The organism is Pseudorhodobacter aquimaris, from assembly GCF_001202025.1.
Taxonomy (GTDB): domain Bacteria; phylum Pseudomonadota; class Alphaproteobacteria; order Rhodobacterales; family Rhodobacteraceae; genus Pseudorhodobacter; species Pseudorhodobacter aquimaris.
Genome location: NZ_LGHS01000040.1, coordinates 1 through 12,143 on the forward strand (window position 1 = coordinate 1; position 12,143 = coordinate 12,143).

Below are 12,143 nucleotides of genomic sequence, written 5' to 3' on the forward strand. Positions count from 1 at the left end.
TTGCGTAGCAATGGCCCAAAAGGGCGCAGGTTCAGTTCAAGTTCACAGTAGATGCGGTAAACTCTTTTGTGCCTTCTCATGCATGTGAACATGCACTGCCAGGTAACAGTATCCAAGGCTGCCCCTTCACGTTGCGCAGATGCAGAAAGCATAATCCAGATCCCCAAGTCTTCCGGGCTTCGGTCAGCCCAACAAGCAGATCGGCAATATGCTCATTCTCGTCGCTCAGCAGCGGGCTGTAACGATAGCAGGTCTCGCTGACACCAAAGGCGCGGCAAGCCAGCGCAATGCTGACTGCGCAGCGCGCCACAGCATTCACGGCCATCTCTCGGCGTTGAGATGGCCCGCCTACTTTTTTCCAAGAGCTTCCTTCAGCAAATCAGCCTGCATGCTCAGGTCCGCATACATCCGCTTCAGCCGACGGTTCTCGTTCGGCGCGCTCTCGGACCAATGGCGTTTGCGCCTCACTCCATGGCCTTCATCTGGCTGATCATGGACGCGTCTGTACCCGGCAGGGTTTTGCAAAGCAAAAGCCCGAGAGGGCATGCCGCCATACTTCGCCCGCCATTTATAGAAGGACGCGTTGCTCATACCGTGCTCGCGGCACAGCTCTGCCACCGGCACGCCACCTTCGCCCTGGCGCAGGATCGAAAGGATCTGCGCCTCAGTGTATCTGCTTTTCTGCATTCAAAATCTCCTCAGACATCTTGCCGAGAAAATTCTACTTATGAAGCCCCTTAATTTTAGGGGGGATTACCCCTGCTCCTCTCAGGAAGCATGGACCAAAGCGCTGTTACACAGAAGATCGGACACTCTCGAAGAACGCGGTTCTTTGAGCTACTCCCCATCGGCTGGACAGGATACAGACGCCTTCTCTGGCGATGTGGACTACGCGATGCTGATTAAGCACTACGGAAACTCAACAGGCACAAAATGCCATGAGCGCAAGTATTCCCCTGCTGAATACACGGGCGCGACGAAAGAGGCGATCTTTGGCAACCCTATCATAGAAGACATTGGCACATCACACATTGAACGCCAGAACCTGACAATGCGTATGGGTATGCGCCGTTTCACGCGCCTGACCAACGCTTTCTCAAGGAAGGCAGAGAACCACGCCTATGCGGTCACGCTTCACTTCATGCATTACAACTTTGTTCGCACCCACAAGACGCTGCGCATGACCCCAGCAATGGCCGCTGACCTTGTTGATACACCTTGGGAAGTTGAGGATATCGTGGCATTGGTTGAGAAGGCAGAAGACGCTGCGCCAAAGAAGCGTGGCCCGTATAGGAAAAGTCAGAAAAAAGATATTTCAAAGTGACCCACTCCCAACTAAGTTATGACACCACTTTCAGCCATAGATTCTCTGGCCCAAAGTGGGGAATACTTTCTGGGTCAGGAAGTGACTGACCGCGCATACTGGCCCGATCTTCTTGTCGGCCTATGTGATCTTCTGGCTATGAGACAAGAACCACACCTGACACTAGGTAGAAAAAGCTCCTTGGCCTTCGAGCGAAAAGCTGCCTAAATGAGATGGGAGCCCGCAATGCAAGCGTGACCAGATTAGGTTACTGCAACCCGCGGATCATCGCATAGCTTATGGTGAACGGTATCGGAGTGGGGCTGACTGATGGAAAAAGACCTGTTGCACTGGCGCCCCCCTGCAGCCCCAGATGGCGCGCCCCTTACGGGCCGTCATGTTGTGCTTGAAACGCTGGACGCCGATCTTCATGCCGCCGATCTGTTTCGTGCCTTTTCAGGACATGATGCCCTTTGGGATTATATGTATGATGGCCCGTTCTCTTCGGCTGCAAGCTATCATCGTTGGGTGAAAGAGCGGACACTTGCTCCTGAAACGCAATTCTATGCAATCCGTGATCTGGCGTCAGGTCATTGCGGTGGGGTGGCAAGCTTTTTACGGATTAATCCCACCGCTGGGTCAATCGAGGTCGGAAATATCTGCATCGCGCCAGAGCTTCAGCAATCAACACAAGCCACAGAAGCAATGTATCTGATGATGCAATGGGTCTTTGGCGCGGGCTATCGCCGCTATGAATGGAAGTGCAATGCGCGCAATGTGGCCTCGCGGCGCGCGGCACAGCGGCTTGGGTTTTCCTATGAAGGGATCTTTCGCCAAGCGGCCGTTGCCAAGGGACGCAATCGCGACACCGCATGGTTTTCTGTAATCGACAATGAATGGCCAGCGCTGCATGAAGCCTTTGGCGCATGGCTTGCACCGTCCAATTTCGATGCCAGCGGACGACAAAGAGAGCACCTTAGCGACCTAACCCGCCTCGTGCGCGCCAACAGCGACCCCGGCCTTCGCCCCGGCAACTGATCCGAGCGCGAAGGGGTCGCCACATTGGCGAATGCGCTTCCCCAGCAATCTGCCCAGTTCTGCCATCCCTTCAGCCGACTTGCGCGCAGTAGCAGCAGAACAGGCCAGCGCCGCATCGTTAGAACTGCGCGCGATGCCCGCCACGAACTCTGCCACATAGCGCCGCGGGTTTTCATCTCCTCGGGCAATAAGATCTGCCGCATGGACCAAGTCATCTTGCAAGGCCTGCAAATCGGGTTGAATCGGTTTGTCATCCACCCGCGGAGCCGTATCGGGCTGGCCCTTGAGATGTGTAAGAATCACTCTTTGGAATACCGCAAGGCTTTGCAACGGCTTTTCCAGAAAACCTGCCGCTCCCGCACGAACTGCCTGCGACCATCCATCCGGGTCCCCGCTTATGGCCAAGACAAGGCTGCCACGTCCCGGCCCACGTGTCAGTTCCCGTATCAGATCAGCACCATTGCCGTCGGGCAAACCAAGATCGACCAAGACCACATCAGGCCGGTAAACCGCCAGATGTCGCCGTGCCGCAGTCAAGGTTTCCGCCCGCCGCATCCGGGCGCCACTGCGCTGACACAAAAGGCGCAACGCCTCGGACGCGAAACGGCTGTCCTCAACTGCCAATAGGGTAACACCGGCCAAGGGCAAAGCCGCCCGGCCATAGGAATGCGCAAAACCGGGGTCGTCCGACGTGGGCTTGGCCGGAAATGGACCTTGGGGGTATGGCATTCTTGTACCTTTCTGGTTCGAGTCAGCATCGCACGCGTCCCATCAAACACTAATTTTCCCTAATATTTCATGAAGAGCGCCGCAAAAATCCAGCATCATCCGCCCACGCCCCTTGCCCAATGCGGTCACACGCCGCATATATTCCCAAGACCCTAAAAGGAGCGAGTGATGATTGGACGTCTGAACCATGTGGCCATTGCCGTGCCAGACCTGGACGCCGCCGCAGCCCAGTATCGCAACACCCTTGGCGCCGATGTCGGCCCCGCGCAGGATGAACCCGATCACGGGGTAACGGTGGTTTTCATCACCCTGCCCAACACCAAGATCGAGCTGCTCTATCCCTTGGGCGAAAACTCCCCCATCAACGGATTTCTGGAAAAGAATCCCGCAGGCGGCATCCATCACATCTGCTATGAGGTCGATGATATTCTGGCCGCACGGGACAAGCTTCTGGCCGAGGGCGCGCGGATACTGGGCAGCGGAGAGCCAAAGATCGGTGCCCATGGCAAGCCCGTTTTGTTCCTGCATCCCAAGGATTTCAACGGCTGCCTTGTAGAGTTGGAGCAAGTATGACCATTTCCGCCGCCTTCGTGCTCTATTCCGTAAGCTGGTTCATGGTGTTTTTCGTGGTTCTACAAGTACGCACCACCTCGCAAGGGGATGTGGGCAATGTGGTGCCCGGAACCCCCTCAAGCGCACCGGCAGGCTTCGTGATGAAACGAAAAGCCCTTATCACAACGGTTGTCGCCACTGTAATCTGGGCGATCCTCTGTGCGATTATCCTGTCCGGCGTCATCTCTGTGCGTGATTTTGACTGGATGAACCGTCTGCCACCTGTCTCCACGAATTAACGCGGCAACTGGTTGTTCAGCAGGTGGAACAGATGCGTAAAGGTGGCCGCCCCCAGGACGGGAATAAACAGGTTTACCAACGGGATGGAAAGCGGTGCCGCCATCAGGCTGCCCGCCCACCATACCGTAAGCCAGTGACGTTTGCGCAACGCCTTTGCCGCAGGGCGCCCCAATCGGCGCGCGGCGACCAAGGTGAAATATTCCCGCCCCAGCAACATTCCGTTCACCGCCCAGAACACCACCGGGATAAATGGCCCCGCAAAGGGATAGAGCATTAACGCCAACACATTCAGCGCCACCAAAAGCCCGAAAAAGTTCAACGTATCCACCATCGCATCGCCAAAGCTTTGCTTTAGCGCGGGGGGAAGGGTTGGATAGTGGCGATCCTCTACGGCTTGGGACACATCGTCCAGAAACATCGAGGTGAAAGCCGAGGCCACGGGCATCATCAAAAACACCGATAGCACAATCATCAACAGGGCCGACCCCCAGCTGAGCAGCGTGCCGAGACCAGATACCGGGCCGACAAAGGGGATCTCAATTGCGGCGGGGACGAATGTCTGAATTGCCCAAAGAAATAACGCATAAATAGCAACCAAAAGCGCCAACGTCAGCCCGACACCCCAATACATGACCCGCCGGAATCGCGGGTCACCAAGCTGGGCCAAAGCCTTTATGAATGCGCCGAAGATCATTCGGAAGACCAAGTGACCAAGCTGGCAACATCAGGACGGGGGCGTTCGGGGCTGGGCGTGGTGATGCTGCCGATATGGATGATGCCGACCACAGATTCACCAGAGACCGCGCCGAACCCTTCCTGAATGAAGGTCTGGTCATAGGTGGGCCAACCCGTAAGCCAGTTCGCACCCCATCCCGCAGCAAGGGCCGCATTCAGCAGGGAAAGGCAGACGCAAGAGGCTGAATGAAGCTGTTCTATTTGCGGGATTTTATCGGAAGCTTTGGGCGAGGAGATGACAACGACGGCAAGTTGCCCCATCTCAAACTGCGAAACGCCCTTGGCAGATTTTTCATCGTCAAGCCCGAGGGCCTCGGCACGGGTGCGGGCAAGCGATGCCAGACGTTCCATCGCGCCACGTTCCAGCACGACAAAGCGCCATGGCTCCAGCTTGCCGTGATCGGGCACGCGGCACGCCGCGGTCAGCAATGGCATCAGGGCCGCTTTATCCGGCACGGGCAGGCCCAGTGTTTTGGCAGGCACCGAGCGGCGTTTTTGTAAAAATTCAGTCGCAGAGAGCTTCAAATCCGGCATTGTCCAAATCCTGTTTTATTGTCCCTATCGCAGGGAGCCGCCGTTTTCGGGGGCATTGAGCCCCCTTCAAACGGCGTTGCCACGGTATATATTACGCGTCGTCCTTGGTCTCGATCCGCGCGGCCTGTTCTGCCCAGTCGCGATGGTTGAGCACCCCGCCATCACGACGGATATGCCGGACAGCATCCAAAGATACCTCGGCCACGGCCCAGCTGGGCTGATTAAGCGGCGTCTGCGCAAAGATACCGTCTTCGGGAAAGCCATGATCGGGCGGCCCGTAGATAGAGGCCGAACCGATATTTGTGTCGACCGCCGGGCAGAAATCACACTCCATCACCGTCGGTGAATGGACAACGATACACTGGCTTTCCAACGCCCGCGCCATAGAGCCGACCCGCACACGGGTGAAACCTGCAAAACTCTCGGTACAAGACGGCGCGAGGAGGATCTCGGCACCAGCCTCTACCATTGTGCGTGCAAGCAGGGGGAATTCACTGTCGTAACAGATAAGCACACCGATCTTGCCAATGGGGGTGTCGAACACATTCAGGCCGGTCCCCGCAATGACGTTCCAGGGCGCACATTCAAACCGCGTCATGATTTGCTTGTCCTGATGGCCGATGACACCCTCGGGACCGTAGAACATCGCCCGGTTGACCGGACGCTCTCCGACAAAGAAGGGGGCCGAGGCACCAAGGATATAAACCTTGTGGCGGGCGGCGAGTTCAACATGCAGCGCATCGACAGCAGGGCCATGGCGGGCGACCTCATGCAGGGCGGCCTCGATATCCTGCGCCACCGCGCGACCGCCGAGGCTGGCAAGCTCCATCGCGCCGTATTCGGGAAAAACCAGAAGCTGCGCGCCCTGCCCTGCGGCATCGGCGACCCATTCCGAGATCTTGGCGCGGTACGCGTCGAAATCATTGAAATATGACAGGTGGTAGGCGGCGGCGGCAATCTTCATCACGTATCCTTTGAGGTTGGCGCATCCGGCACAGAGGAAATGGGGTCGCTCATAGCTCCTCCTCTTCTGGCGGACCAAAACGTACCAGCATCCGGGAATGGATCTGATCCCGTGTCTGACGATAGGCGGCCAGTTTGGCCTCTCGCCCGTCGCCAAGGCCGGTCGGATCCAGGACCGGCCAGTATTCGATTTCAAGATGATGAAAACGCGTCAGCTCCAGCGCCATCCGCTGACTGGCCGGTGACAGCGCGATAATCAGATCGAATTGCGTCAGGTCGTCGCCCCAATCACGCATCTCTTCAAAAGAGCGGCTGCGGTGTTTTGACAGCTCAATTCCCATCTCGCGACAGACCGTGATAGAGAACCCGTCAATTTCCATATCGTTCTTGACGCCTGCCGATTGCACATAAGCCTTTTGGCCATACAGCTTTTTCATCAACCCCTCGGCCATCGGGGATCGCACGGCGTTGTGATCACAGCAAAACAGAACCGATTGAGGGAAATCGACCACGCTTAACCCCAGTGCAAAACGCAGATCAGGGTAAAGAGACGGCGAGCCGTGTCGATATCAACCTCGGCTTTTCCTTCCAGACGTTCTTGCAAGATGCGACCGCCCTCGTTGTGGATGCCGCGACGGCCCATATCAATCGCCTCGATCTGGCTGGGGGGCAGGCGTTTTACCGCCTCGAAATAGCTTTCACATATCTGGAAATAATCCTTTACCACCTGCCGGAAAGGACCGAGTGAGAGATGGAACTCACCGACCTTTTCCTCGGCTTCATTGCTGATATCGAAAACCAGACGGCCCTCGCGGATGGACAGCGCAAGACGGAAAGGGCCTTCGGGCACCTCCCGGTCGTCCCGTTTCGGTAGGGCAAAGCTGTTATCCTCCAGCAGATCAAAGATCGCAACCTTACGTTCCTGTTCGATCTCGGGGGTTGGGGCAGCAAGGCCGGTGTCGTCAATTTCGATATGGCAAATGCAGGTCATCGCGTATTTCCATCACAGGGATTAATGATTGATGGCCTTTTGCGCCCTATGGCGCAAGGGCTTTAGTCATTCAAACGGTCTAGCCGAGCCTGCACCGAAAGCCCATGCGCCTGCAAACTCTCCGATGTGGCGAGCCGTACCGCCGCAGGGCCGATGGCACGCAGGGCCGCTGGGGTCATCTGTGCCAACGTCGTGCGCTTCATGAAATCCAGGACCGAAAGCCCGCTGGAAAATCGCGCAGATCGGGCCGTGGGCAGCACATGGTTTGGCCCGCCGATATAATCGCCAATGGCCTCGGGCGTGTACTGACCAAGGAAAATTGCGCCTGCATGGGTGATCTGTTGGCTCAAGGCATCAGGGTCGGCCACGCACAGCTCAAGGTGCTCGGGCGCCACACGGTTGGAAATCTGAGCCGCCTCGGCCAGATCACGCACCACGATCACAGAACCGTTGTCACGCCAGCTTGGGGCCGCAATGGCGCTGCGTTCCAACGTTTCCAGTCGTTTTTCAACGGCTTGCGCCACCGCCTGCCCAAAGGCCACATCATCCGTCACCAAGATGCTTTGCGCGCTTTCGTCATGCTCTGCTTGAGACAGCAAATCCAGCGCGATCCAGTCAGGGTCATTGTCCCGATCCGCAATCACCAGAATCTCCGATGGTCCCGCAATCATATCAATACCCACACGGCCAAAGACCCGCCGCTTGGCCGCGGCCACAAAGGCATTTCCCGGCCCGGTGATCTTGTCGACCGGGGCGATGGTGTCGGTGCCATACGCCAGCGCCGCAATCGCCTGTGCGCCACCGATCCGGTACACTTCCGTCACGCCCGATATTTTGGCCGCCAGCAGAACCAGCGGGTTCACCACCCCGTCCGGTGTCGGGCAACAAATCACAAGGCGTTCTACCCCCGCAACCTGTGCCGGAATGGCGTTCATCAGCACCGAAGAGGGATAGCTTGCAAGCCCCCCCGGCACATAAAGCCCCGCCGCCGAAACCGGCGTCCAGCGCCAGCCAAGCCGCGCGCCGGTCGGCTCCTCCCACATCGCATCTTCGGGGCGTTGGCGGGCATGATAGGCGCGTATACGTTCGGCCGCCAGCTCCAGCGCCGCGCGATCCTCAGCCGAGACCTTGGCGCATTCGGCCGCGATCTCGGCATCAGAAAACCGCATCCCTTCGGCTGTCAGCGCCAGACGGTCAAAACGTTCCGTCAGCTCCAGCACCGCCGTATCGCCGCGGCTGCGCACATCGGCGATGATACCGGCAACGATATCATCCACGTCAACGCTATCTTCGCGCTTGGCCGCCAAAAGCGCGGTAAAACGCGCCTCGAAATCACTGTCAGCGGTGGAAAGGAAAACCGGCATCAAACGCCCCTTTTTGCAACATATATCCCCTTAGCGCGCGACACCCGCCACCTCAAGCAAATGCCCCCTAATTCCCGTGATCGGGCACCTTTCGCGACGGCGCCACATAGGGCCGCGTCACATCGCGCAGATCGGCATTGAGCGCCTCTACCTTCAAGGCAAGCGCACCATCACCGGCCAGCGTCAGCACCACACGGCCCGCGCCATCCTCGCCCGGTTCAAAGCTGATCGCCAAAAGCGAAAGCACCGTGTCAGGGTCCTTGGGATCAATGCCCTGCGTTTGCACCGCCAGCACATCGCGAAACATCAGCACCGTGCGCACCCGCTCATAGGCGCGACCTGTGCGTTCGGCGGCATCACGGTCCTCCCAACGAAAGCGGTTGAGAAGCAGGGCAAACTCCCGCCGCTTGGCGTCATAGCGCATGTCACCACCTGCAAAAACCGCATCTTGCAGCAGCGCCGAGATCACCTCGACATCCGCCGCCTCCGCAACCATCAGCGCAAGCGGGCTGTCGGCCCCATCTTCAAACCGGGCGTCACTCATGTTGCGATCCGTTCAATATGCGCGCCACAAGCGCCCAGTTTCTCTTCAACCCGCTCATAGCCGCGATCGAGGTGATACACACGGCTGACCACGGTTTCGCCCTCGGCTGCCATCGCCGCCAGAATCAAGCTAACGGAGGCGCGCAGATCGGTTGCCATCACCCGCGCCCCTTTGAGTTTTTCGACACCCGTCACCGTGGCATGGCCGCCATGAACGTCAATCTGCGCGCCCATACGGATCAGTTCCGGTGCATGCATGAAACGGTTCTCAAAAATCCGCTCCTCCAGCACGCTGGTGCCATTGGCAGTGCAAAGCAGCGCCATCATCTGCGCCTGCAAATCGGTCGGAAAGCCGGGGAAGGGCTCGGTGGTTACATTCACCGCATTCACGCGCCCGTTCTTGCGCTTTACCTTCAGGCCGCGCTCGGTTTCCTCGATGGAAACCCCCGCCTCATCCAGCTTTTCACAAAACGCGCCAACAAGGTCGATACGCCCACCAAGGCATTCCACCTCACCGCCGCAGATCGCGGGGGCCAGCATATAGGTGCCAAGCTCGATCCTGTCGGTCACCACCGGATGCGTGGCCCCACCCAAGCGGTCCACACCCTGAATGGTAATGGTGCTGGTGCCCTCGCCCTCAATCTGCGCCCCCATACGGCGCAGGCATTGGGCAAGATCCACGATCTCCGGCTCACGCGCTGCGTTTTTCAAGACGGTAGTGCCGCGCGCCAAAGTCGCCGCCAACAGCGCATTTTCCGTCGCCCCGACCGAAACCACCGAGAATTCAAACTCTGCGCCCGTCAAACGCCCACCGCGCGCCTTGGCATGAACATAGCCATCCCGCAGCTCCAGATCGGCCCCCATCGCCTCAAGGGCCTGCAAATGCATATCCACGGGGCGCGCGCCGATCGCACAGCCACCGGGCAGCGACACGATCGCATGCCCGTCCCGCGCCAGCATCGGCCCCAGCACCAGAATCGAGGCCCGCATTTTGCGCACGATGTCATAATCGGCGGTATGATTGTGGATGTTGTGGCTGGACATCGCCAGGACCTGACCACCCTGAAGGCTCGCAACCTCGGCACCCAACGACCCGAGCAATTCCGTCATCGTCCGAATATCCGACAGCCGCGGCGCATTGGTCAGCGTCAGCGGCTCTTCGCTAAGCAACGTCGCTGGCATCAACGTCAGACAGGCATTTTTAGCCCCGGCAATGGGAATCACACCATTGAGCTCACCGCCACCCCTTACAAGAATCGAATCCATATACCGCCTCTGATTATTCTGTGTTTTGCCCGTTTCGAGCCTTTGCTTGCGATTTTCGCTTTGCCATATTCGCTTTAAGCGCAGCCTTGAGGCGCGCCTCTCGCAATTCCGCAGCCGTCTTCTGGCGCGCAGGGGCGGGTTTTTTCACAGGATTCTGGCTTTGACGATCATCATTCATGCCCCTTCTCTACCCCAGTCGGCAAAAAGCGTCCAGATTACCCTTGCACCTTACGAAATTTCAGACTAATCACCCGCCACACGCCGATGAACACGGATCATCGAGCAGAATGCTGTGGTAGCTCAGTGGTAGAGCACACCCTTGGTAAGGGTGAGGTCGAGAGTTCAATCCTCTCTCACAGCACCATTAATGCTATGCAACTCATTGATATATTTGTATTATATAATAGTCACACCAGATCAGACCCCCAGTCAGTCCCCCATTTACGTTTGAATGGCTTTGGTTGGATGAGCCACATTGGCTTACATTTATCCGAAAAGAAGATCGCCTTCGCGAGCGCATTGGGTGGTGGTGACCTTCAGGTTATGAGCCCCATCTCCCGCAAGTGCCGCCATCCTTTGATTTCAGTGAGTTACGCGATAACCCCCTGAACTACCGAAGCTTTCCAACCGTACCCTGCCGCAACCAACCGCAGCGGACGGGTTCAAACGGGGAACAGAGTGGTTAGACAGGTTGACCTATTGTTGACCCGCCTGAAAACCTGACCGTCCCAAATCGGAGCAACGTGTCACCTCAAAACTCAAGCCCAGAAGCGCCACCTCCGCAAGCAGGACAGCGTCGTTGCCATATGTCTGATCCGTTTGCACCGTATCGGTTGCCACAGGCCTTGCACCTCATCACATAAACAACCTGATTGTGATCGTTTCCGGGAATATCCGTGCCACGAAGGACTTCCTGCCAGTTTCGATTCACATATCCGGGCGTGGTTGTCTTTCGATCTGAACGCGGAGCCCGGCCAGTGGATTGCTTAGCAGGCGGCTTTTCCTTTCGCGGCGCTTCGCCAGGTACTCCAAGAATCCATCCTTCCACCTGCGTGTTGATTGTCACTGAGAACTGACCCGGCAACAGCAGAAATTGTCATTGAGAATTGACCCATGTGCAACCTTGCCCCTGCTTGATTCAGCTGGGGGCTATTGGAGTGGTAGACATGGGATTTTTGAGGGTTATTCGGAAATGGGCGCTGCGAGACAAGATGCCCATTCGCGAGATTGCGCGGCGTACAGGCGTATCTCGCAACACGATCAAGAAGTATCTGCGGGCTGGGATTGTCGAGCCCGAGTTTCAGAGACCGGACCGGCCGAGCAAGCTGGATCCGTATGCTGAGAAGCTGACAGCCTGGTTGCTGTCTGAGCGGCGCAAATCACGCAAGGAGCGGCGGACTGCCAAGCAGATGCATGCCGATCTGGTGCAGCTTGGCTTTGATGGCTCATATGAGCGGGTTGCGGCCTTTGTGCGGGACTGGAAGGGTGAACGGCAACGCGCATATCACACGACTGACCGCGGGGTCTTCGTTCCGCTGGTGTTCCAGCCTGGCGAGGCGTTTCAATTCGATTGGAGCGAGGACTGGGCCTATGTTGGCGGCGAGCGCATCAAGCTTCAGGTCGCCCATATCAAGCTGTCGCACAGCCGCGCCTTCTTGGTGCGGGCCTATCTGCTGCAAACGCATGAGATGCTGTTCGATGCCCACTGGCATGGCTTCCGGGTGTTTGAGGGTGTTCCAGGGCGCGGCGTCTACGACAACATGAAGACAGCCGTCGACCGGGTTGGTGTCGGAAAGAAGCGCGATGTAAACGCGCGGTTCCTGGC

13 protein-coding genes, 1 tRNA gene and 2 pseudogenes are annotated in these 12,143 nt (G+C 57.7%); 6 read left to right on the forward strand and 10 right to left on the reverse strand.

What is annotated here, in order from left to right; all coding sequences use genetic code 11:
* Positions 1 to 112: 112 nt before the first annotated feature.
* A pseudogene (locus AKU94_RS20270) lies at positions 113 to 687 on the reverse strand (transposase); the annotation flags it as partial.
* A 181-nt stretch (positions 688 to 868) separates the two neighbouring features.
* Between AKU94_RS20270 and AKU94_RS05220 the strand changes: the two are divergent.
* Positions 869 to 1,324 (forward strand): annotated as a pseudogene (locus AKU94_RS05220) (IS1 family transposase); the annotation flags it as partial.
* Between the two features lie 309 nt (positions 1,325 to 1,633).
* The gene (locus tag AKU94_RS05225; RefSeq protein WP_050526274.1) at positions 1,634 to 2,341 is read left to right on the forward strand and encodes a GNAT family N-acetyltransferase; all 708 of its coding nucleotides are present in this window, start codon (positions 1,634 to 1,636) and stop codon (positions 2,339 to 2,341) included.
* Here AKU94_RS05225 and AKU94_RS05230 read toward each other — a convergent pair.
* Positions 2,288 to 3,070 carry a response regulator gene (locus tag AKU94_RS05230; RefSeq protein WP_083444948.1) on the reverse strand — a complete coding sequence of 261 codons (783 nt, stop codon included), beginning with the start codon at positions 3,068 to 3,070 and terminating at the stop codon, positions 2,288 to 2,290. The two genes, AKU94_RS05225 and AKU94_RS05230, sit on opposite strands and share 54 nt — an antisense overlap.
* Positions 3,071 to 3,238: 168 nt before the next feature.
* Here AKU94_RS05230 and mce point away from each other — a divergent pair, with 168 nt between their 5' ends.
* Positions 3,239 to 3,643, forward strand: coding sequence for a methylmalonyl-CoA epimerase (gene mce / locus AKU94_RS05235; RefSeq protein WP_050526275.1), 405 nt, complete (start codon positions 3,239 to 3,241; stop codon positions 3,641 to 3,643).
* On the forward strand, positions 3,640 to 3,921 hold the full coding sequence (locus AKU94_RS05240; protein WP_050526276.1) for a DUF1467 family protein: 282 nt from the start codon (positions 3,640 to 3,642) through the stop codon (positions 3,919 to 3,921). Before mce ends, AKU94_RS05240 begins: the two co-directional genes overlap by 4 nt.
* On the opposite strand, the gene AKU94_RS05245 is transcribed toward AKU94_RS05240, so the two are convergent.
* The 8 genes from AKU94_RS05245 to murA form a co-directional block, all read right to left on the reverse strand.
* The gene (locus AKU94_RS05245) at positions 3,918 to 4,616 is read right to left on the reverse strand and encodes an EI24 domain-containing protein (protein ID WP_050526277.1); all 699 of its coding nucleotides are present in this window, start codon (positions 4,614 to 4,616) and stop codon (positions 3,918 to 3,920) included. The genes AKU94_RS05240 and AKU94_RS05245 overlap by 4 nt on opposite strands.
* Positions 4,613 to 5,191 (reverse strand): nitroreductase family protein, encoded by a 579-nt coding sequence (locus tag AKU94_RS05250; protein ID WP_050526278.1) that lies wholly within the window; start codon positions 5,189 to 5,191, stop codon positions 4,613 to 4,615. The genes AKU94_RS05245 and AKU94_RS05250 overlap by 4 nt, the downstream gene beginning before the upstream one ends.
* A 91-nt stretch (positions 5,192 to 5,282) precedes the next feature.
* Positions 5,283 to 6,155 (reverse strand): carbon-nitrogen hydrolase family protein, encoded by an 873-nt coding sequence (locus tag AKU94_RS05255; protein ID WP_050526279.1) that lies wholly within the window; start codon positions 6,153 to 6,155, stop codon positions 5,283 to 5,285.
* A 49-nt stretch (positions 6,156 to 6,204) separates the two neighbouring features.
* Positions 6,205 to 6,666 carry an arsenate-mycothiol transferase ArsC gene (locus AKU94_RS05260; RefSeq protein ID WP_269744955.1) on the reverse strand — a complete coding sequence of 154 codons (462 nt, stop codon included), beginning with the start codon at positions 6,664 to 6,666 and terminating at the stop codon, positions 6,205 to 6,207.
* Between the two features lie 2 nt (positions 6,667 to 6,668).
* Complete coding sequence (locus AKU94_RS05265; RefSeq protein ID WP_050526281.1) at positions 6,669 to 7,145, reverse strand: UPF0262 family protein; 477 nt, start codon at positions 7,143 to 7,145, stop codon at positions 6,669 to 6,671.
* A gap of 62 nt (positions 7,146 to 7,207) precedes the next feature.
* The gene (gene hisD / locus AKU94_RS05270) at positions 7,208 to 8,509 is read right to left on the reverse strand and encodes a histidinol dehydrogenase (RefSeq protein ID WP_050526282.1); all 1,302 of its coding nucleotides are present in this window, start codon (positions 8,507 to 8,509) and stop codon (positions 7,208 to 7,210) included.
* Positions 8,510 to 8,576: 67 nt separating this feature from the next.
* Positions 8,577 to 9,053, reverse strand: coding sequence for a DUF2948 family protein (locus AKU94_RS05275; RefSeq protein WP_050526283.1), 477 nt, complete (start codon positions 9,051 to 9,053; stop codon positions 8,577 to 8,579).
* Positions 9,050 to 10,318: a UDP-N-acetylglucosamine 1-carboxyvinyltransferase gene (gene murA / locus AKU94_RS05280; RefSeq protein WP_050526284.1), complete on the reverse strand. Its 1,269-nt coding sequence runs from the start codon at positions 10,316 to 10,318 to the stop codon at positions 9,050 to 9,052. The genes AKU94_RS05275 and murA overlap by 4 nt, the downstream gene beginning before the upstream one ends.
* 289 nt (positions 10,319 to 10,607) lie before the next feature.
* On the opposite strand from murA, the gene AKU94_RS05285 reads away from it, so the two are divergent.
* Both AKU94_RS05285 and istA read left to right on the forward strand, forming a co-directional pair.
* Positions 10,608 to 10,682: transfer RNA gene (locus AKU94_RS05285), tRNA-Thr, on the forward strand.
* Positions 10,683 to 11,484: 802 nt separating this feature from the next.
* On the forward strand, positions 11,485 to 12,143 hold a 659-nt coding region (gene istA, locus AKU94_RS05290), incomplete at its 3' end, for an IS21 family transposase (RefSeq protein WP_157056430.1).

Coding starts and splice junctions, on each gene's coding strand:
- AKU94_RS05225 (WP_050526274.1), top strand. CDS start 1,634: ATGGAAAAAGACCTGTTGCACTGGCGCCCCCCTGCAGCCCCAGATGGC.
- AKU94_RS05230 (WP_083444948.1), bottom strand. CDS start 3,070: ATGCCATACCCCCAAGGTCCATTTCCGGCCAAGCCCACGTCGGACGAC.
- mce (WP_050526275.1), top strand. CDS start 3,239: ATGATTGGACGTCTGAACCATGTGGCCATTGCCGTGCCAGACCTGGAC.
- AKU94_RS05240 (WP_050526276.1), top strand. CDS start 3,640: ATGACCATTTCCGCCGCCTTCGTGCTCTATTCCGTAAGCTGGTTCATG.
- AKU94_RS05245 (WP_050526277.1), bottom strand. CDS start 4,616: ATGATCTTCGGCGCATTCATAAAGGCTTTGGCCCAGCTTGGTGACCCG.
- AKU94_RS05250 (WP_050526278.1), bottom strand. CDS start 5,191: ATGCCGGATTTGAAGCTCTCTGCGACTGAATTTTTACAAAAACGCCGC.
- AKU94_RS05255 (WP_050526279.1), bottom strand. CDS start 6,155: ATGAAGATTGCCGCCGCCGCCTACCACCTGTCATATTTCAATGATTTC.
- AKU94_RS05265 (WP_050526281.1), bottom strand. CDS start 7,145: ATGACCTGCATTTGCCATATCGAAATTGACGACACCGGCCTTGCTGCC.
- hisD (WP_050526282.1), bottom strand. CDS start 8,509: ATGCCGGTTTTCCTTTCCACCGCTGACAGTGATTTCGAGGCGCGTTTT.
- AKU94_RS05275 (WP_050526283.1), bottom strand. CDS start 9,053: ATGAGTGACGCCCGGTTTGAAGATGGGGCCGACAGCCCGCTTGCGCTG.
- murA (WP_050526284.1), bottom strand. CDS start 10,318: ATGGATTCGATTCTTGTAAGGGGTGGCGGTGAGCTCAATGGTGTGATT.